General features: G+C 51.4%; 20 protein-coding genes, 2 tRNA genes and 2 pseudogenes. 5 read left to right on the forward strand and 19 right to left on the reverse strand.

Annotation, left to right across the window (positions count from 1 at the left end):
* Positions 1-3: 3 nt before the first annotated feature.
* The 11 genes and pseudogenes from GWK78_03880 to tilS all read right to left on the reverse strand — a co-directional run bounded on the left by GWK78_03880 (position 4) and on the right by tilS (position 11,246).
* The gene (locus GWK78_03880; GenBank protein ID QHU94136.1) at positions 4-2,619 is read right to left on the reverse strand and encodes a hypothetical protein; all 2,616 of its coding nucleotides are present in this window, start codon (positions 2,617-2,619) and stop codon (positions 4-6) included.
* Between the two features lie 234 nt (positions 2,620-2,853).
* Complete coding sequence (locus GWK78_03885) at positions 2,854-3,168, reverse strand: RS21-C6 protein (GenBank protein QHU94137.1); 315 nt, start codon at positions 3,166-3,168, stop codon at positions 2,854-2,856.
* Positions 3,169-3,212: 44 nt separating this feature from the next.
* Entirely contained in the window at positions 3,213-3,821 is a 609-nt protein-coding gene (locus tag GWK78_03890) for a hypothetical protein (protein ID QHU94138.1), read from the reverse strand.
* A gap of 343 nt (positions 3,822-4,164) precedes the next feature.
* Entirely contained in the window at positions 4,165-4,842 is a 678-nt protein-coding gene (locus GWK78_03895; protein ID QHU94139.1) for a hypothetical protein, read from the reverse strand.
* Positions 4,832-5,068: a hypothetical protein gene (locus GWK78_03900; GenBank protein ID QHU94140.1), complete on the reverse strand. Its 237-nt coding sequence runs from the start codon at positions 5,066-5,068 to the stop codon at positions 4,832-4,834. The genes GWK78_03895 and GWK78_03900 overlap by 11 nt, the downstream gene beginning before the upstream one ends.
* Positions 5,069-5,117: 49 nt before the next feature.
* On the reverse strand, positions 5,118-5,753 hold the full coding sequence (locus GWK78_03905; protein QHU94141.1) for a hypothetical protein: 636 nt from the start codon (positions 5,751-5,753) through the stop codon (positions 5,118-5,120).
* Positions 5,754-5,760: 7 nt separating this feature from the next.
* Positions 5,761-6,396, reverse strand: a pseudogene (locus tag GWK78_03910) (GTP-binding protein).
* A 240-nt stretch (positions 6,397-6,636) separates the two neighbouring features.
* Positions 6,637-6,837, reverse strand: a pseudogene (locus GWK78_03915) (GTP-binding protein LepA).
* Positions 6,837-8,468 carry a murein biosynthesis integral membrane protein MurJ gene (gene murJ / locus GWK78_03920; GenBank protein ID QHU94278.1) on the reverse strand — a complete coding sequence of 544 codons (1,632 nt, stop codon included), beginning with the start codon at positions 8,466-8,468 and terminating at the stop codon, positions 6,837-6,839. The pseudogene GWK78_03915 and the gene murJ overlap by 1 nt, the downstream one beginning before the upstream one ends.
* A gap of 36 nt (positions 8,469-8,504) precedes the next feature.
* Positions 8,505-10,373: an ATP-dependent zinc metalloprotease FtsH gene (gene hflB / locus GWK78_03925; protein QHU94142.1), complete on the reverse strand. Its 1,869-nt coding sequence runs from the start codon at positions 10,371-10,373 to the stop codon at positions 8,505-8,507.
* A 27-nt stretch (positions 10,374-10,400) separates the two neighbouring features.
* Entirely contained in the window at positions 10,401-11,246 is an 846-nt protein-coding gene (gene tilS / locus GWK78_03930; protein ID QHU94143.1) for a tRNA lysidine(34) synthetase TilS, read from the reverse strand.
* A 48-nt stretch (positions 11,247-11,294) separates the two neighbouring features.
* On the opposite strand from tilS, the gene GWK78_03935 reads away from it, so the two are divergent.
* Positions 11,295-11,939: a hypothetical protein gene (locus GWK78_03935; protein QHU94144.1), complete on the forward strand. Its 645-nt coding sequence runs from the start codon at positions 11,295-11,297 to the stop codon at positions 11,937-11,939.
* 5 nt (positions 11,940-11,944) lie between these two features.
* Here the strand turns inward: GWK78_03935 and GWK78_03940 are convergent, their stop codons facing one another.
* The 3 genes from GWK78_03940 to GWK78_03950 form a co-directional block, all read right to left on the reverse strand.
* Entirely contained in the window at positions 11,945-12,262 is a 318-nt protein-coding gene (locus GWK78_03940) for a hypothetical protein (protein QHU94145.1), read from the reverse strand.
* A gap of 135 nt (positions 12,263-12,397) precedes the next feature.
* Positions 12,398-12,474: transfer RNA gene (locus tag GWK78_03945), tRNA-Met, on the reverse strand.
* A 117-nt stretch (positions 12,475-12,591) separates the two neighbouring features.
* Complete coding sequence (locus GWK78_03950) at positions 12,592-12,750, reverse strand: hypothetical protein (GenBank protein QHU94146.1); 159 nt, start codon at positions 12,748-12,750, stop codon at positions 12,592-12,594.
* 163 nt (positions 12,751-12,913) lie between these two features.
* Between GWK78_03950 and GWK78_03955 the strand changes: the two genes are divergently transcribed.
* The 4 genes from GWK78_03955 to GWK78_03970 are packed head-to-tail and all read left to right on the forward strand — an operon-like array spanning position 12,914 to position 15,648.
* Positions 12,914-13,645 (forward strand): hypothetical protein, encoded by a 732-nt coding sequence (locus GWK78_03955; protein ID QHU94147.1) that lies wholly within the window; start codon positions 12,914-12,916, stop codon positions 13,643-13,645.
* Positions 13,645-13,944 carry a hypothetical protein gene (locus GWK78_03960; protein ID QHU94148.1) on the forward strand — a complete coding sequence of 100 codons (300 nt, stop codon included), beginning with the start codon at positions 13,645-13,647 and terminating at the stop codon, positions 13,942-13,944. The genes GWK78_03955 and GWK78_03960 overlap by 1 nt, the downstream gene beginning before the upstream one ends.
* A gap of 7 nt (positions 13,945-13,951) precedes the next feature.
* Positions 13,952-15,328: an FAD-dependent oxidoreductase gene (locus GWK78_03965; protein ID QHU94149.1), complete on the forward strand. Its 1,377-nt coding sequence runs from the start codon at positions 13,952-13,954 to the stop codon at positions 15,326-15,328.
* Positions 15,328-15,648 carry a divalent cation tolerance protein CutA gene (locus GWK78_03970; GenBank protein QHU94150.1) on the forward strand — a complete coding sequence of 107 codons (321 nt, stop codon included), beginning with the start codon at positions 15,328-15,330 and terminating at the stop codon, positions 15,646-15,648. Before GWK78_03965 ends, GWK78_03970 begins: the two co-directional genes overlap by 1 nt.
* Positions 15,649-15,651: 3 nt before the next feature.
* Here the strand turns inward: GWK78_03970 and GWK78_03975 are convergent, their stop codons facing one another.
* The 5 genes from GWK78_03975 to GWK78_03995 all read right to left on the reverse strand — a co-directional run bounded on the left by GWK78_03975 (position 15,652) and on the right by GWK78_03995 (position 18,663).
* Entirely contained in the window at positions 15,652-16,206 is a 555-nt protein-coding gene (locus tag GWK78_03975) for a hypothetical protein (protein QHU94151.1), read from the reverse strand.
* 129 nt (positions 16,207-16,335) lie between these two features.
* Positions 16,336-16,412 (reverse strand) — tRNA-Met (locus tag GWK78_03980).
* 28 nt (positions 16,413-16,440) lie between these two features.
* A complete protein-coding gene (locus GWK78_03985) occupies positions 16,441-16,881 on the reverse strand; it encodes a hypothetical protein (protein QHU94152.1) in 441 nt (146 codons plus the stop codon).
* A 189-nt stretch (positions 16,882-17,070) separates the two neighbouring features.
* The gene (locus GWK78_03990; GenBank protein QHU94153.1) at positions 17,071-17,844 is read right to left on the reverse strand and encodes a hypothetical protein; all 774 of its coding nucleotides are present in this window, start codon (positions 17,842-17,844) and stop codon (positions 17,071-17,073) included.
* A gap of 168 nt (positions 17,845-18,012) precedes the next feature.
* Positions 18,013-18,663 carry a hypothetical protein gene (locus GWK78_03995; protein ID QHU94154.1) on the reverse strand — a complete coding sequence of 217 codons (651 nt, stop codon included), beginning with the start codon at positions 18,661-18,663 and terminating at the stop codon, positions 18,013-18,015.
* Positions 18,664-18,707 lie beyond the last annotated feature (44 nt).

Raw genomic sequence — 18,707 nt, forward strand, 5'->3', positions numbered from 1 at the left:
TTCCTATACGAGCCTATCTAGCCCCTGTCCAAGTTTGATACTGTAAGGATAAGCTGGGTCAAAAACTTCTGCGCGTTCAAAATCGATCGGCCGCATTGATGCAATACGGTATTGCCCATTATCATCCCTGCTATACTCAATGATAAAATCTTTCAAACGCCATGGTTTATCAATCCCTGTATCATGCCGTACGGTCTCAGCGATGTCTTGTATGCGCGAAAGGGCGTCAGTCATCAGCTCTCGCTGATTTGACTCCGGCACAGCATTGTCCACAAAGAAATTGCGTACCGTTCGCCCGCTCTCGCCATTTATCTTCTCCATCACAACAAAACCTTGTTGCCCGTTCGTAAAGACCCGAGCAATTGGCTTTGGCGCGTCAACGCCAAGCTTGCGTAGCAACAAAAGCGCCTCGAACTCATCGACTGGCCCCCGACGCTTTGCCTCCACGACATTCTTCACAATCACCTCGGTGTCGCCAGCAAGCGATAGCCCAAAAACTGCCTCACCAGGATACGGATCGTTTGGGTTCGCTATTTTGAGTGATGTCGCCGACTGCAGTAGTTCGGTGCCAATATCAGGACTTGAGAACAGTTCGGATAACTGGCCTTTTACTGCCTCACTATAACTACTGTCGATCCTCATTTCTCGCTGATTTTCCAGGCTTCTCACTTCGTAACCCAAGTTAACCGGCTCCGTGTTTTTTAGCTCGCGAGTATAGTAATGCCGGTGCAGAGCTAGCTGTGTCATACGAAAAGCCAGACGTTCACTGGGGCTAGTCGGTCGACTATACGGTTCCAACCGGCCATCTTCAGTGCGATACAAACCCCCTGCTGACTCTTCGTCCTTGACATTGTATTCTATAGTATCTACTATATTATTTCTTTCCAGCTTGTCACCTTTCAGACCCAGCACCGTTCTTGGTCGGTCTCTTGCACTAAGCAGTCTAATTCGGCTATCATAATCATAGTCTGACCCTGGCACCCCTAGCACGCTCATGATATCGTCAGGAATCGTTCCTGTAAATCCAGTGTCATAGTAATGGGCGGCGTCTGGGTGCTGGATATGAGAACGCAGGTACTCGCCTTTTACTTCGTCGTTAAAGTTATTGCAAAACTTTCGCGGATACACAAGGTAGGTAGGAAACTCTATGAGCGACCCGCCTGTCGCACGGCTACTCATACCGAGTTTGCGGCGGCGGGCGTAGAGTTGAGCACGGCGCCCCACGTACGCATAGACACCGTCACGACCGAGGAATACTTCTTCAAATTCTCTCTCGCCTATCCGCTTAGTGTCCCACTCGGCAAACAATCTATCGTAGTAGCCAGTATCAACTTCAAGTACCTGATTGAATATTTTAGCCGCTCTTTCCAGGGTTTCAGATATATCAATCTCTCCCATCTCGGCTATATAGTCTGCCACCAGCCTGCGGTAGGTCGGCCAGGCATCACCCGTCTTGTCTCCTCGCCCACCGAATAACTCTTGGACATACCGGTCTCCGTACCGCGACGCTATATCCTTCTGCAGTTTATCGTAGGCCTGTTTAATAGTCTCTCTCAATCTCCTATCATCTTCGGTTTTGGGAAGTCGCAAACGTCGATCGGCCTGAACCGCTCTTTTGTGAAATTCCGTCCCCGGTCGAGATGATGTCACATGCTCTATGTCACCCGCCTCGTCTGCGTATGGATGATATTTCACTATACCGCGCAGCTCTGGCTTGAGTTCGGCAATATATGCACGTAACCTAGACGCCTCTTCTGCACCAATAAGCCCCTCCAGGTCAAGCTGAGTAACTTTTTGCGCAGTCGAGTAGTGGTTTGCACATGCCCACAATACAGTACTCCGTGCGACTGTGTCCATACCGTAGTATGATAAATGACCAAGGACGGCATCTGCTAGATCGTCGCTTAATTTTATCTTATCTATACAGCTAAGGACTATTTCTGGGGCAGTTTCACCAAAGACATATACGCATTGCAGTACCTGTAATTCATAGCCGGCATCAATGAGTTCGTAGGCGATACTAGCATCAAGGCCGGTAAAGTTCTTGAGGTAGCCAGCAACTACATCACCGTGGCCGGTATTGATGATTTTGTGGGCAATTTCATTGTGATCGAGACCAGTAAAGTTCTTGAGGTAGTAGGTGACTGTCCCACAATTACCAGCATCGATGAGTTTGTGGGCAATTTCATTGTGATCAAGGCCGGTGAAGTTCTTGAGGTAGTAGGCAACTGTCCCACTCTCACAGGCATCGATGAGTTTGTGGGCAATACTAGCATCAAGGCCGGTGAAGCTATCGAGGTTGCGGGCAACTGCCCGACCATGGCCGGCATTGATGAGTTTGTGGATGTCATGGTTCGTCAATTGATGGTTAGAATTCTCGCTTACCAGAGTCTCAAGCAACTCATCAACAGTGTATGTATCTTCTACCGCCTGCTTAAACCCTCTCTCACCATCTCGCGCAACATGACCAACAAGAGAATTCTCGACACAAGAAAGACCTTCGTGATTCTCTGCCCGACCCGCAGAGTCCCCTGTCAAGTCTTCAGAGTCCAATGAACCTTCGGTTATGTATTCAGAATCATCTACTCTTATAATTTTTCCTGTTTCGTGACCGTTCATTTTTTCCTTTTACCTATTGATGATTATGGTCTATATTGTAATATATAGCCACTGAACGCCGCAAGTATTCTATTCTAAAGTGTCTTACTCGCAGGATTAGGTTTGCAGCTCAGAGAGGACTGTTCCGCCATATTTAGCATGGCGTATCTAACGACTATGGTCATGGTGGATCGGCTGAGGGGATCGGGTCTTGACATGGTTTTTCAATCAGCTTGATTTAGCAAAATACTTGGTTTACTCCCACCGCCGCGTGCTATTGATCTCGTGCTTCTCAAAATACACTTCCGCCAAATTAACATCAAACCGATTCGCCAGCTCCATCAAATAATTCAGTACATCCGCAAATTCCTCGTGCAGATTATCATGGTTATCAGGTCTTTTTTCTCCCTTAAATCCCGTCTCTTTGCGAATCGCTTTCGCCAGCTCGCCAACCTCCTCAGTAAACAATAAGAATACTTCGGTAACAGAATTTTTATCCCATCCTTTTTCTTTACACGTTTGATCGAGGTGTTTTTGTAATTCAGTTAAGCTGATTGTTTGTGGATTCATACTTCTCCTCTATTTATCTCGTTATCGACGCGAATGGCTTGCGTTTATAATTCAACATCCGGCAAGTCCTTCAACTTCTTGCCGTCAAAGCAAAAATACGCTGCACCCTGATAGGCACCGCTATTGTTGGCTTGATTTTTATCTTCGAAGATCTTTCGCACTAGCGGCGACAGTAGCCACCGCTGTCCGCCATACTCAACTTCACGTTCGCCGACAACTTTAGCGACAATCGTCTGGTCTTTGCTAAAGACAATTTTATCGCCGTTTTTGAGGCCTTTTCGATAAAAGCTAAACTTTTGATTACTGTTCTTGGCTTTGGTGATTTTATCAAATTCCGCTTCTTTATTTTTCTGCTCCGGAAAGATCACCTCACCCTCAAACGACAGCAGCAGTTGTCGCACCAAATCATAATCAAGCGCGAAAAGCTCGCTACTACCGACTCGATGCTTGGCAAATATTTCGTGCAGTAATGTTTCCTTTTCGGAGTAGTCAGCCACCTCGATCGCGAACAACCGCTTCAAACCAACCACATTGTAGTAGCCGTTCGCCTCGAGAAAACGCATCCGCTCTGGGTATTGCTTGGTTTGCGCCTTGCCGATTTTGATAAGGCCTGACACTGCGGTGGTCATGACGTAGATGATGCCTTTGCTCATTATAATTCCTCCTTATAACTAATATTCTACACTACTTTCACAGAACCTAGCTTGTTGAAGAATCACTATTTATAACCTGAGAGGCCTCCAGCCGGTCTCTCAGTTGAAAATATTGGCTGGCAGACACTTTGACCGGGTCGTCTGAAGTATCAATCACAGTTTACTCTGCATTTTCTCAACGTAACCGTATCAGCTACCCGCGCCTCACGAGTGGTGTTGAGGTTGGTAATAATGTAGCCGGGTAGCAGTGTTTCCTTTCCGGAATATTCAGTCGCCCCAATCGCTTCATGCATAATGTTGTAGCATTTTATTTTATAAATAATGGCAACTCATTCTTAACTCACTATGCTTTCGGCAAAAAACCGCGCGCCACGAGCGCCTGCCAAGCCGTGTCTGCCGAGAGAGATGACGGCTGAGGCGTTGAAAATCCCTTATCGGGATAGATCTTTATCCGCTCGTAATCACCCAGCATCAACGTCAACATCATGACGGCACTGCCATAGGTTACCTCATATAAGCGATAATATGCCTCTAATGTTGTCGGCTGACTAGTTACATACAGTCGCGGCCGCGGGTGCGGCCACTGAGCCTCGGCGGTTGCCAAAAATCGACGCGTCATATACGGTTTATGAATTAAAATGATATCCTCAGCCTGGATCGCCGCCCCCGCCAGCAGCTGAGCCGAACGGATGATGTTTTCACCGGTATTAGCAGCTTGGTGCTCAAACAGAATCGCCGAGTCGGGCACCGCCAAGCATTGGAGCTGTCGTCCTAGCAGTGTCGCTTCGGTTTCCGTGGCCCTATGATAGGGATTAGCAAATCCTGACACCACAATCCATGAACTAATGCCCGCATGATACAGCTCGGCTGCTCGCTCGGCGCTATCGACCATAGCTCCCGCGCCACCGATCACGATAGCATCCGCCCGCACCGGTAGCCGACTCTCAACACAAAGATATTCCCATAGCACATGAAGATGGTGCCAGTCTTGATCAGTGAGAGCTAGCTGACTACGCGACATGTGTTAGCTCTCGGTGTTTTTTCAATGTCGCTGTATCGCCCACCCGCACTTCACAGTTGATGACGATGTGGCCAATTTCACCGGTGTCCAGCGATGGGCTAGGATCATACCCTGACTGAGATTGATTATGACACCGCTGCCAAAACTCCGGTACCACAAACGTGACCGACGACGCTGCGAAAGCAACTGCCAAATGCGTGTTGTATTCTCTGAAGAAGGATGTCATTCATTCAGTATAGCATCTTACAAAGATGGAGTGACATCCACAGGGTTACTTACGTTTCAACTTCCTTACGAGATATCCACACGACCATCATAATAGACCAGCCAAATAGTGACACTTCCGACACCACTGTCAATGGCACCGAGACTTCGCCCGCATAGTATGTGCCGACGACCTTTAGCAATGCAACACATACGCTTATTAGGATAATCAGCCGAGATTTCGTAATAATTGCTACCGCAATAACACATGCAGACAATGCCAGCGCCATCCAATGTAGTCCCGCAAACAGTTGACTCGCCGATAATACACTTGTTGCTGAGTCAATCGGCAATCCATTCACCGGATAAACGAGTCGGCCAAGCGCCATCATTGCGTAAAATGCGCCAATTGCCACAACAATACCTAGAGCAAGAACTACACCCATGCTAACAGGGTGGCGCCTCCTGAGATTACCGTACAATACCACAACAACGGCTAGCAACATTGACGACCCACATGCTAGCATCTCATCTGCTATCTGAAAAGTAGTCTGGTGCTGTTGCACCCACGCCATCACACCCGAAATGTCTGCTGAAGGTATCGGCAGTGACATTGCAATACTAATGCAGGCCGCGGCAAGCAAACCAAAACCCATCAACCATACGATACTACCAATATACGAAATACGCCGACTGCCTTGCTTCACCACTATCTCACTCCTTTGTCATATACTTTTTCAACGTCACCGTATCACCCACCCGTGCTTCACGCGTAGTCTTCAAGTTGGTGACGATGTAGCCAATTTCACCGGTATCCAGCGATGAGTCAGGGATCATGCCAGGACTAAGATGGCCAACTTCTAGTGCCAGCCCGTTAGCGCCAGTCGCCATCATATGAATTGCTTCACCTTTTTTGATTTGGCCGTCAACCACCCGCACATACAAAATCACCCCGCGGTAATCGTCATAATAACTATCAAAAATCAGTGCCCGCGTCGGGTCGTCCGGCTGGCCAGTTGGCGCTGGAATTCGCTCAACAATCGCCGCTAAAACTTGGTCAACATTCTGCCCAGTTTTGGCAGAAATATGAATAATGTCGCTTTCATCGCAGCCCAGCAAATTAATCACCTGTTTGGACACCCGTGGCACATCAGCGGCCGGCAAATCAACCTTGTTCAGCACCGGAATGATCGTCAAATCCTGCTCCATCGCCAGGTATACATTCGCCAGCGTCTGCGCCTGAATGCCTTGGCTGGCGTCAACCACCAATACCGCGCCCTCGCAGGCCTGCAAACTACGCGACACCTCATAACTAAAGTCAACGTGACCAGGCGTGTCGATGAGATTGAGATCGTAGACAGTTGGCTGAGCCAACCCATTCACACCGACATCTGCACAAACCCGAGAGTCAGACTGCGCTAAGCGGGTGGCAGTCGATGGGGTAGCGCCCGCTTCTGAAGAAATCTCTGATTTTTCAGAAGAAGGGGCGGATCGACTGGCAGGACCCGCGTCTAGCGACCGACGTGAAGACTCTGCAAGAGTCTTCGACGATGGGAGCGGTGATGCGCCGCTCACCTCCACCTCCTGATATTCATATTTCATCCGCACTGGCGCGAGCTTAATGGTGATCCCCTTCTCGCGCTCCAAATCCATACTATCCAGCAGCTGCGACTTCATCTCGCGCTTCTCCACCGTCCCCGTCATCTCCATCATCCGGTCCGCCAGCGTCGATTTACCGTGATCAATGTGAGCGATGATACAAAAATTACGAATACTGGTCAGCGGTTTCATCAGCGCCTCAACTTGCTCATATCAAATCGCGAAAACAGCAGACGTTTAATTCGCACCAAAACCGGGTCGATTTCTGGTAGCCTTAGCCACTTGGACAGCGCACCATACACGACAAAATTGAAAATCGTAATTGCCCCAAACTTGGGTAGCGCCCCCAAAAAACTGTCATCCGACGCCCGGAACGGAATTACCAACACGCTGACGTAGCACGCCACCGCAAGCGGCACCGCGGCTAACGCCATCTTGGCGACCGCTTTGACAAATGTCGCATCAAACAGCTGTGGCATGCGCCGACCTAAAATAACGCATAAAATCACCACCTCGACAAAAGCCACGATCGACTGTGCCCAGGCCAGACCATACGGGCCAAGTTTCGCGTAGTAGCCGAGTATCACCGCCAGCGCCACATTCAACACAATCGCAAAAATCGACACATACATCGGCGTCTTGGTGTCCTGCTGCGCATAAAATCCGCGCGCCACCATGTGATACACCGTCCTGAATAAAATCGCCATCACCAGACAACCGAGAATGTTCGCCATGACCGGATCGCCATTATTATTGATAAAGTGTACTATGTAGCCGCGGGCGAAAAATGTCACCACACAGATCGGGATAATCATCCAGATTACCGTCCTGAGAAATGACCGCAGGTCTCTGCGAAATAGATCCGGCCGCTCTGAGGCGAGGCGTTCAGTTAGCTGCGGAAAGGCAGCATTAGAAATAGCGACGCCGATGAGATTGATCGGCATCATGTGAAGCGTCAATGCTTGGTTATAGCGACGAATGACACCGTCCCCCATCCGCGACGCCAAGTTGACTTCGGCCAGGCTAACCACATAATCCATCCCCTGATCAATTGAGCGGGCTGGTAGCAGCGACAAGACTTTGCGAAAGCCATGGTTACGCCAATAAATCTTGAAATCATAATCAAAACCGAGGCCGATCAATCCAACCGCACTGACGATGAGCTGCAGCACCGACCCGAGCACCACGCCGAGCGCCACGCCCATAATGCCGCCATCAAAGATCTGCCAGCCGAACAGGTTGATGCCATTGGTAAACCACAACGTACCGATGATAATCCCGACATTGTACAGCATCGGCGCCAGCGCATAGAAGGTGAAGCGACCGACCGCTTGCTGGATGCTGGCGATCACCGCCGCCACCGCAAAGATCAGCGGATTTACGGCGATCACCCGCATCATACTGACCGCCAATGCGTGACCAGCCTCGCTCAGCCCCGGCGCGATCAGATATTTCATTAGCGGATCAGCAAAGACGATGATCAGAACGCTCGTTACCAGCGTCACCAATGCCATGAGATTAATCATGCTCGAGCTAATTTGCCAGGCTGATTGCTTATTACCCTTGACCCACCGCTCATTAAATACCGGGATGAAGGTAACGCTCAGTGCCCCCGACACTAGAATCGCAAACATAAAATCCGGCACCATGAACGCCGCCGTATAGGCATCCAGCCCGACTGGATAGCCAGCCAAGTGAGCCTTCTCGTTGGGAAAATATGCCGCATTCAAAAAGCGATCGCGCAGCAGCCCCAGCAAGCTTGACAGCAACATCGAGCTCGCTAAAATCGTGGCAGCTAACTTGACTGTCAGCCGCTGATTGATCTTGTTGACAACATTACGAACGCGCCCCATACCAATTTATGCGTGCAGTTTTGCTTCCTTTGGCAGTTTCGTCCCCGAAAGAATCTCGTCCACCGCCGCTTCTTCTAATGTCTCATCTTTGAGCAGCGCCTCAGCCAATTTATCGAGGAACGGACGATTGGCTTTGAGTACCAGCATTGCCCGCTGCTTAGCCTCGGTGATCAGCTGCGACACTTCCTGATCGATCAGCTTAGCAGTTTCATCCGAGTACGGCCGCTCGCGGGTCATCTTGTCAAACATCAGCCCGCCGTTGTCTTCGTGGAATACTTGATCGCGTAGGCTCTGACCCATACCTTGCTCAATCACCATATCGCGGGCAATCTCAGTGGCTTTACGCAGGTCTGAGCCAGCACCCGTAGTAATGCCGTCATCGCCGTAGATAATCTGCTCGGCAATTCGACCGCCCATCGCCCGAGCCAAAATATCTTTGAACTCGTAGACGTTGGTGTAGCTCTTGTCCTCTGGCGGTAGGAACCAGGTTACACCGCCGGTACCGCCGCGCGGAATAATTGTTACCTTGTGAACTGGATCAGAATCCGGCAAGACATGGCCGACGATGGCGTGGCCTGCCTCGTGGTAAGCTGTCAATTCCTTCTCGTGGTCGTTCATTACCTTGGCCTTGCGCTCCGGTCCGATCGCTACCCGCTCAAATGCCTCGGTCAGTTCATCGTTGGTAATTTTCTTTTTATTGCGACGTGCGGCGATAATTGCTGCTTCATTAGCGATATTGGCGAGATCCGCTCCCGATGAGCCAGCCGTCTTGGCGGCCAATTTATCCAGGTCAACCGTCTCGTCAGTTGGCTTTTTCTTGAAATGAACCTTAAGAATTGCCTCGCGGTCTTTGCGCTCCGGCAGGGTAATCGTCACTCGCCGGTCAAATCGCCCCGGGCGCAGCAACGCAGGATCCAGCACATCCGCCCGGTTCGTCGCCGCCAAAACAATCACATTAGTGTCGCCATCAAACCCGTCCATTTCCACCAGGATCTGGTTCAAGGTCTGCTCGCGCTCGTCGTGACCGCCACCCATGCCCGAGCCACGTTTGCGGCCCACCGCGTCAATCTCGTCGATGAAAATGATACACGGCGCATTTTTCTTGGCCTTTGAAAAGAGATCACGCACCCGGCTGGCCCCAACACCGACAAACATCTCCACAAACTCCGAGCCAGAAATTGAGAAGAACGGCACGCCCGCCTCGCCAGCCACCGCCCGGGCCAGCATGGTTTTACCAGTACCCGGATTACCGACCAGCAAGACACCCTTCGGAATCTTAGCACCCAGCTCCTTGTATTTTTTCGGGTGCTTCAAGAAATCGACGACTTCTTGCAGGTCCTGCTTAGCATTATCATTGCCGGCAATATCCTCAAACAGCACCTTTTCCTTGTCCTCACCATACAGCCGCGCTTTTGACTTACCAAAGCCCATCGCTTGATTGTTCTGTCCCTGAGCCTGACGCATCATGAACATGAAAAAGATCACGATGATCACTACCGGTACGATCATCACCGTCAGATTCCACAGTACCTCACCGGTTTGCGATGGCGGCAGAACGTTAATTTCGACCTTGGCGTCCTTGTTCAAACCTTGCTCATAAATCGTACTACCGGATTCCTTGACTGATTTCTCGGTCGGCTGTTTTTGACCCTTGGGGGTAATTTTCAAATCATTACCCTGGATATCAATCTTGGCAATCTCCCCGGCATTTGCCCGTCGCACTACGTCGGTCAATGCCACATTCTTCAAGTTGCTATTTGGCGACAGCGCCGCATACACTGCCAGCCCAAGAAACACAATGATTGCCCAAAACAGTCCCAGCCGAGCAACCTGCCCGACCCCTTTCTTAGTATTCTTTGGCGTCTTTCCTGCCATACGTCACATAATCCTTTCTCTTTCGTCCTAGCGAGTCACTCGTTTTATTGTAACACTTTTTACGGACAATTTCACCCGCACGCTGGCGGCTGGCTGCCACACCGTTCCTGCTCGACCAGTTTTGATGGCGATCAGTAGTCGATCCAGCTGTGCTGAGAGTAGCGACACGCCAGTCAGTCGCTGCACTTCTCGGTGGAGCAGCTCGCGCGCCGGCTCGATCGGGATATGTGTCCAAAAATAACGGCTACTGAGGCGTGGTGACAACTGCATTATTTCTTGGTCAATCTCTTGGCGCAGCCGCCATTGCTGACGCCATAACCGACCAAGCGCCGCCCGTTGCTGATCAGTCAACCTTGCCTGTAGCTGTCGGCGCAGCTGATTACGCAGATAAGCATTTGACTGATTCGTCGCATCCTCCACCCACTCCAGCCGGTGGCGCAGCGCATAATCATATATGTCTTGCTTTGTCCATTCCAATAGCGGCCGCTCAATCCGCTGATCGCCCATAGCCGCCAAGCCCCGCCAGCGCGTACCGCGCCGCAGGTTGAGCGCTATCGTCTCAATCACGTCATCCTGGTGATGGGCCGTCGTCACGCACCCACCCCACCGTGCCGCCACGTCAAAGAGAAATTGATACCGCCGCTGGCGCGCCGTATCCTCACTGGCTGCCGGCCCCAATTCCTCACGCTTCGCAAAATACGGCACCTTATACCGGCAGGCAAGCCCCGCCACAAACCGCGCATCCGCCGCCGATTCTGCCCGAATGCCATGATCAAAGTGAGCCACCGCCACCTCGTCCTGGCCATGCCGTAATACGCTGTCGAGGAGCACCACGCTGTCCACCCCACCCGATACCGCAATCAGTCGCTTCATGAGGATATTATGACACACACTGCGGGGTTACGTGATACAATACTCACTATGCACGAGACAACCATCCTCTGCTTTGGTGATTCCAACACCTTTGGGCAGCGGCCCGATACGAACGCGCGATATGACAAGTCGGTGCGCTGGCCGCGGCGACTGGGGGCGCTGCTAGCGGACGAGGCGCGCCAATATTATATCATCGAGGAGGGGCTGGGTGGTCGGCGGACTGACCTTGATCATCCCAATCCAGCCAAGCCGTCGAGAAATGGCTGGACGTATTTTCCGCCGTGCCTGGCCAGTCATCAGCCCGACATCGCCATCATCATGCTGGGAACAAATGATGCCCAGATTTGCCACCAGCGACCAGCCGAGGCGATCGTGACGACACTGGCACGTTACGTAACCTGTTGTCATGAGTCGGACGTCACGCCGCTGCTCGTTGCGCCGCTCATTCCAGACCCTGCTGGACTGTTTAACGAGGCAATCGTACCGCGATCGGCGTGGCACTTTGATGATACAGCCGTGGCGACACTAACTGCACTACCTGAAAAAATTCGAACCTATGCTACTAAATATAATGTTGCGTTTTTCGACGCCAACACATATGCCGAGGCCGGTGTAGACGGGCTACACTGGACAGCAGCAGGTCACGAGCGATTTGCCCGAGCAATCGCCCAGATGATACGTGAAATCGCGTAGAATACTCAAACGTCAGTTAGTTTGATGTCTTCGATTTCGCTGGGCCCTACCCAATAGACTCGATCGCCAGCCTCGAAAATAGGCGCCGCTGCTGCCACTAACACTGAGGAAATTCGTTCCTCTGTTAACCCCTTAAAGGCTGGATTTTTGAAAAAATCAGCTCTTTTTATACCAGCATCACCGGCACGACGTAGGATAAACTTCGCCACTTCACTAATATTGGCGTCAGCCGGAGAAGCCTCGGGCTGACGCAGGGTGTCCCACCCCCCATGTTCTTGAGGTAGTAATTTCTTCGTCGGCATAGTTAGCATCATTTCGCTCATAGCTATCTATATCCTCCTCAATATTATTTTCACAAGTATATCATCGTATCGTCAACTCTTGCAATAGCGTGCGCAATATGTCATCCACATATTAAAGCACCGCGGCCCATACAGACCGCGGATAAAAAACAATTCTGGTAGCACCGGGTGGACCCGAACCACCGACCTCAGGCTTATGAGTCCTGCGCTCTAACCAGCTGAGCTACGGTGCCACACGTCACCAATTGTACCAAACGAGTCAGAAAATCTCAACCGCCTCGAGAACCTACTCATCAGGCGGGGCCTAAACTGCTAATCAAATAAGGCCAGGCAAGTTTCGCCCCCGGCGACTAGGCCACCAGCTCCACGCCTTCTTCGTCCAGCAGTTCCAGTCGCCGCATCACCAACGAACGTAGCTCCTCGCACGTCCGCCGGCGCTGCCATGTCCGCAGCTGGTCGTTATTGACCGCGTCTAAAAATTGCCCAAGCTCGTGCTCAGTGATATCCATATTGTCGCCTTTCTGTGTTTGTTAAACCGTGGCTTTACTATAGCACACATTTGACATAAGTGCAATAGTATGACAGCTCGTATAACCACTCGCCCAATACTCCCATCGGCTTCCCTCGGCAAACCGCTTGTGATAAACTGGAGGGAGAGGATTTTACACAAACATGACCCCGGCTATTATTTCATCACTTGCCATCGTCGCCTTCTCGGCACTGATCCACGCTAGTTTTCAGCTCAGCGTCAGCGTCTTGACTTTGCTCAGCGGCCATTCCCTCGGCAAGCAAACCGCCCACCGAAAAGTATTGCGACTGATGAACGGATTCGTGTGCGGAGTGTTGGTACTGACAGTACTGCTGATATCGGCGATCGTCTACTATCTGTCACTGGTTATTCATCACGCCGCTCAGGTCGAGCAGCTGGTGGCGGCCATCGTCTGCGGGCTGATGGTTGGATTGGGCGTGGCGACCTGGGCGGTGTACTACCGACGGGGCGAAGGTACAGCCTTGTGGCTACCGCGCAGCTTCGCGACCTATCTATCAAAGCGCTCAAAAGCGACGCGTCACAGCGCCGAGGCCTTTAGTCTCGGGATGGCGAGCGTGGTGGCCGAATTACTGTTCATCATCGGGCCGATGGCGGCAGCGGGCCTCGCAACCGTCCTACTACCATCAACCGAGTGGCGCCTCATCGCCATCGCCCTCTACGTCGTCATATCACTGCTATCACTGGTCGTCGTCTTAGTGTTGGTCGGTAGCGGCCATTCCCTCGCCCACCTACAACAGTGGCGGATGGCACATAAACGTTTCTTGCAATTTGCAGCTGGCGGCAGCTTGATCATCTTGGGCGGCTTTTTGTTCGTTGATCGAGTACTTGGCATCGTCAGCTATGGAGGTTTTTAATGTCAGAAGGGCACCCAAACCGACCAACCATCGATGTCGTCAAGCGCGGCAAGCGACCGAGCGAAGAGTTTGACCCGACAAAACTCCACCACTCTATCCTGGCGACCTGCCTGAGTATCCGCACACCCGAAGGCCAAGCTGACGACATCGCCAAGTCAGTCACCCTCGGCGTGATGAGTTGGTGCGAGACCCGGCCAGAAATTACCACAAACGACATCCGACACCGCGCGACGCAGCTGCTGCAGAAACTACACACCGACGCAGCATTTGTTTATCAACACCATAAGACGATCATGTAGGGGGCACATGGCACAAAAACCAACTTTTGACTATGATGTAATTGTTATCGGCAGCGGGGCCGGCGGTTCACCAGCCGCAACTGTCTTGGCGCGCGCTGGCAAGAAAGTCGCCATCATTGAGCGCGGTACCTTTGGCGGCGAATCCCCAAACTGGGGCGACATTCCGACGGGCGCCCTACTCTACACTGCCGACGTCTACCACGAGGCCAAAACAGCGGCCAAGTTCGGCCTGCGCACCAGCACGGTCGGCTATAATTATCCTTCGCTACTCGCCTGGAAAGACACCGCCATCAAGCGCACCGGCACCGGCGGCAACCGCAGTTACTACGAGAAACAAGGCATCAGCGTCTTTACCGGTAGCGCCCACTTTCTCAGTCCCAACGAGATTACCGTTAATCGCCGCCACTTATCAGCGCGCAAATTCCTGATCGCCAGCGGCTCAACCTGGCGCGATGATCACATCCCGGGCCTCGACGAAGTGGCTTATCACACGCCGCAAACCATCCTCTCGCTCAAGCGCCCGCCCAAAATACTGTTCGTTGTTGGCTCTGGCACAACGGCGATGGAGCTGGCATATTTATTCTCGACCTTTGGCAGCAAGGTGTATGTCGCCGAGACCGCCGGGCGTATCTTGCCCGAGTTTGACCAAGAAGTTGGCGAACTGATCGCCGCTGATGCCAAGGCACAGCGCGGCATGAACATCCTCACCCAGACAAAGCTGGTCGCCGTCCAGAAAGACGGCATCGCAAAGCGCGTCACCTACGCTCGTGGCGGCCAGCAGCATTCAGTGCGCGTTGATGAAATCCTCATCGCCGACGACCGCCTACCGACGACCGACATTGGCCTAGAAAATGCGGGCGTAGCATATACTGAACATGGCATTCAAGTCAGCGAAGCGATGCAGACTTCGGCGCGGCACATCTTTGCGGCTGGCAGCGTCGTTGACCTTCAGGCACAGACACACACCATTCTCAGCCACAGCCGCACCGCTGCACACAACTTACTACACCGTAATTTCATCGCGCTTGACGATAGGCCGCGTTTGACGATCGCCTTCACCGACCCGCAGATCGCCCGAACGGGACTAGACGAGGACGACTGTCTGCGCCGCGATTTGAAAGTAAGTATTGCCCTTGCGCCACTGACCTTGACCGCTCGCAGCAACATCACCGACCGACGCAGTGGGTTTGTCAAATTGATCAGCGACAAAAAAGGCGTCCTGCTCGGCGCCACCATCGTCGCACCGGGCGCCAGCGACTTGATGACCGGCCTCAGCCTCGCCATCCGTCACGGCCTAACCGCCAAACAATTGATGAGCACACCAAATTGTTTCGTTGCCTGGTCAGAGGCGGTACGCATTGCGGCGGGGAAATTGGCAGCGTGATGGTAAGGAGTAAATACTCCATGACTATGGTATCAGTAGGAGAAGAGAGCGAAGCGAAGAACATCGCCAAAGCTCTCGTCGAGCAAAAACTGGCCGCGTGTGTGCAGCTGCTGCCGATTCAGTCAACCTACATTTGGCAAGGAAATTTTGAATGCGATGCAGAGATCTTGATGCTTATCAAGTCGCGCAAAGATGACTTTGTGGCAATTGAAAGAGTAGTCAGGTCGCTCCATAGCTATGACGTAGCAGAGATAATCTCATTTGATATTACTGCTGGATCACAGCTATACCTTGACTGGATCGATGAGACATGTAGATGAATGCTAAACAAGAGCATTCTCAACAATGTATTGAGAGGCCTCTGCAAATTTCTCTTTCCACAGACAATCCTTTAAGGCCGCACCCCCGAGAAGCTTCCTTCTAACACTGAAAAAAGTTAATAAGTCCCAGGGATCGGGCTTCTCCCCGTCCAAACGTTGCATCTGCACATCATGGAGTAAACCTACCAACGGCGATACTCTATTACTATCAAACTGAAAGGTCGGATAAAGGTGATATCCGTGATCAGGAACTGCAAGAACGCTACCGCGGCGCACCGCAGCAAGTGTAATGCTGGAAGCATACTCCCCACCACCAAGCTCTTTGACTGCCTCTTCTGTCGTCAGGAATTGATTTTCTTTCAAGAGTTGATTTCTCGCCTCATTGGCGCGTGCAATTGCCCCGAGGTACATCTGATACCCTGGCGACCTCGAATTACTCAAACCATCAGGACAGCCCTCTCTAAAATCTCTATCAATCTGATTCCTCCACTGAGCATCGATTTCTGAAGGAAACTGTCTAGCGGGTAGTTGAGGCAATGAACTTAGACGCTCTGTCATGATGTTCTAATATAGCATGACCAGGTCAAAAAGGCTAGACGTAGCCACCCCAGCCAATTTACACCACGACTTCACATGTATCAAAAACAAAAACGACCTCAACTCATGAGGCCGAAAAATCAATAAACATGGTTGCGGGGGTAGGATTTGAACCTACGACCTTTTGGTTATGAGCCAAACGAGCTACCAGGCTGCTCTACCCCGCGGCACATTGTCCATCTTAGCAAACACGAATTATTTTTGCAAGCTCTGACTCGTCCGCCGCGCACCAAAGAGGAAATTGATCCACTGCTGGAAGTTACTGGTCGGTTGCTTTTGCGGCGTGGTTTGGGCGGTCGGTTGCTGCTTGGCCGCGTCGGTTGACGGCACGATCAGCAGCTTTTCGCCGGGCGAGCCACGGCCCAGACGCTGGCGCACCGCGAGATCGAGGTACTCATCGCTTTCATAATATTTTGACTCATATGCCAACAGCTCGGTGCGCAATTTCTCAACCGTCAGCTGGTACTTTTTTTGATCGACCATCTGCTGCAATTCATAATTGCGCTGCATCGATTCGATCGACCCCCACGCCCAACTCAGCGCGATCAGCGCCGCCGCCGCAACCACAACATTATTCAGCGTCAAATAATCGTGACGCACGTGGTACCAAAATCGTTTGAGTTTCAGCATGTTCATGTTGGTTTTATCAGAAGCTATGGCTATATTATGAGGGGTCGGGTGGGGTTAGTCAAGATGAGCGGATCTGCAGATGATTTTACTGGGTGATCATAGCATGAATGGCTAAACATTAGTAAGGGCCAAGCTGTAGGGGGCTAGTAGCAATCTAGTGAAATTACCAGTCCATTTCGGCCGCCCGTAGTAAGCTCAGTACACCAGTTCCATAAACTCGGAAGAGTTCACATATTCAAAATCATGTACCAGATGGTCGCTCAGGAGATTGTTAACATTCAAAGGGCGTGGCACCGCAGCACCGAGATATATAGCTGCAATGAGCGCCGTCGATAAGCTGTGGCGAAGATTGAGTACGGCAAGCTTTTCAAAAATATCCGCTTGATGTGTTTCGAGGTAGGTTTTGTGTAGCTTGGTCATCGAGCCCTTCGCGAGTTCTGGCTGCGTCACGTCAAGCCCCAGATCCTCAGCCACATCGACGAGGCGCCGGCTAGCTATCGGCGTCAGACGATCAACATCGTACCTCGTGTCAATGACCGCTTGATTTTGCCGCCGCTCTCTCCACTTGTTGTACAGCCAATCCACTTGTTCAGTTGCAATTGGCGACGACCGTTTCAGCACTGACAAATCGGCACAGAGTTGGTGGCCTGCAAAGGTCACGCTGGACAATGTCCGCGAGGAAGCGATATCTGACTCGATCATTTCTAGAAGCCGCGGCCCCTCGTCCTCTGATTCTAGATAGACTGACTTGAATCCAAATTCGAGCAGGCTTTGATCCTCCAGTGAATCAAAAGTTGCAAGGTCAATGATGGCCCATGAGTAGCAAAACGGTTTTGATGCTCCCCGAACCCGGAAATTCTTTGTCCACTCAACATCGAGCGCAGCAACGAGACTTCGTTCCTGACTAAACGGGCGCTCTGGGTCACCAAACGAGCGTTCCGCCCACTGCAAGTTTGTTCTCAGGTGCATCGACTTATGTATTCTCCTAGAGACGATTTTAACTCACATAGATGCTTTTACCAAGATACGGTCATAGTCGAAGAACGGCGCCAAGCCGAGGGGCATGACGTAACACTTTTGGTAGCCTAGATCGCTAAATATATGATCCCGTATCGCGTCAGTCAGCTCAGCTGACCATCATCCAGCGAGCGGGGAGATGAAAGTCCATTCTCTTCCTGGGCCGAACCTAGCAAGAAAAAGCTCTCTCTCGATAGCTTTGCGACACTTTTCGTATGACTCCCATGCTTGGTTGGTGACTTCATGCAGCGCTTTGCGTCGTTCTTCCAAGTTACTGCGCTGCTCGGAAGTGAGCAAAGCCTGGAAACGCGGATTAATTATAGCTGCTGAAATGACGTTCAACTGCCTGTAAAGCTCTGCCCAAAGCACCTTTAGTGCTTCACGCTTTTCTTCGCTTGGGGGGCTTTCGATAAATTCAAGAGCGCCGACACATAGCTCATTAGGCACATTGAAGATATGATCTCCCGAAAGTGTGCTGATGTAAGCAGCGTCTTTGTCGCACGCCATTAATGATTCGTACGATACGACTGACTCGCTAGGGGTTTCACGATTGTCTTTAGCTGCGGTTTCTGCAGTCATTTCCCTTACTGTCTCGTTTGCTATCTCCCCAAGCTTTCTCGTATGCTCATATGGCCGTCCGCACTTTTCACACACTTTTTCCTTGCGAGATATTTCCTCCGGGGCTACATCTACGCCAGGTATGGCCTCCGCCTGCTGAGTTACTGGTGGCTCTTGCTCTGGTGGTCGGAATAGTTGCCGTCGTTTTTTCATCCTACTTTTTAATATAGCACAAACTCAGGAACTAGTAGCAAACT

Source organism: Candidatus Saccharibacteria bacterium oral taxon 488, from assembly GCA_010202845.1.
Classification (GTDB): Bacteria; Patescibacteriota; Saccharimonadia; order Saccharimonadales; family Saccharimonadaceae; genus Nanosynbacter.

Excerpts from the sequence above, each read along its gene's own strand:
- GWK78_03940 (QHU94145.1), bottom strand. The coding sequence starts at position 12,262 with ATGAGCGAAATGATGCTAACTATGCCGACGAAGAAATTACTACCTCAA.
- hflB (QHU94142.1), bottom strand. The coding sequence starts at position 10,373 with ATGGCAGGAAAGACGCCAAAGAATACTAAGAAAGGGGTCGGGCAGGTT.
- GWK78_03975 (QHU94151.1), bottom strand. The coding sequence starts at position 16,206 with ATGACAGAGCGTCTAAGTTCATTGCCTCAACTACCCGCTAGACAGTTT.
- GWK78_03995 (QHU94154.1), bottom strand. The coding sequence starts at position 18,663 with ATGAAAAAACGACGGCAACTATTCCGACCACCAGAGCAAGAGCCACCA.
- GWK78_03885 (QHU94137.1), bottom strand. The coding sequence starts at position 3,168 with ATGAATCCACAAACAATCAGCTTAACTGAATTACAAAAACACCTCGAT.
- GWK78_03985 (QHU94152.1), bottom strand. The coding sequence starts at position 16,881 with ATGAACATGCTGAAACTCAAACGATTTTGGTACCACGTGCGTCACGAT.
- GWK78_03950 (QHU94146.1), bottom strand. The coding sequence starts at position 12,750 with ATGGATATCACTGAGCACGAGCTTGGGCAATTTTTAGACGCGGTCAAT.
- tilS (QHU94143.1), bottom strand. The coding sequence starts at position 11,246 with ATGAAGCGACTGATTGCGGTATCGGGTGGGGTGGACAGCGTGGTGCTC.
- GWK78_03880 (QHU94136.1), bottom strand. The coding sequence starts at position 2,619 with ATGAACGGTCACGAAACAGGAAAAATTATAAGAGTAGATGATTCTGAA.
- GWK78_03955 (QHU94147.1), top strand. The coding sequence starts at position 12,914 with ATGACCCCGGCTATTATTTCATCACTTGCCATCGTCGCCTTCTCGGCA.
- GWK78_03895 (QHU94139.1), bottom strand. The coding sequence starts at position 4,842 with ATGTCGCGTAGTCAGCTAGCTCTCACTGATCAAGACTGGCACCATCTT.
- GWK78_03970 (QHU94150.1), top strand. The coding sequence starts at position 15,328 with ATGGTAAGGAGTAAATACTCCATGACTATGGTATCAGTAGGAGAAGAG.
- GWK78_03960 (QHU94148.1), top strand. The coding sequence starts at position 13,645 with ATGTCAGAAGGGCACCCAAACCGACCAACCATCGATGTCGTCAAGCGC.
- GWK78_03935 (QHU94144.1), top strand. The coding sequence starts at position 11,295 with ATGCACGAGACAACCATCCTCTGCTTTGGTGATTCCAACACCTTTGGG.
- GWK78_03990 (QHU94153.1), bottom strand. The coding sequence starts at position 17,844 with ATGCACCTGAGAACAAACTTGCAGTGGGCGGAACGCTCGTTTGGTGAC.
- GWK78_03890 (QHU94138.1), bottom strand. The coding sequence starts at position 3,821 with ATGAGCAAAGGCATCATCTACGTCATGACCACCGCAGTGTCAGGCCTT.
- GWK78_03965 (QHU94149.1), top strand. The coding sequence starts at position 13,952 with ATGGCACAAAAACCAACTTTTGACTATGATGTAATTGTTATCGGCAGC.
- GWK78_03900 (QHU94140.1), bottom strand. The coding sequence starts at position 5,068 with ATGACATCCTTCTTCAGAGAATACAACACGCATTTGGCAGTTGCTTTC.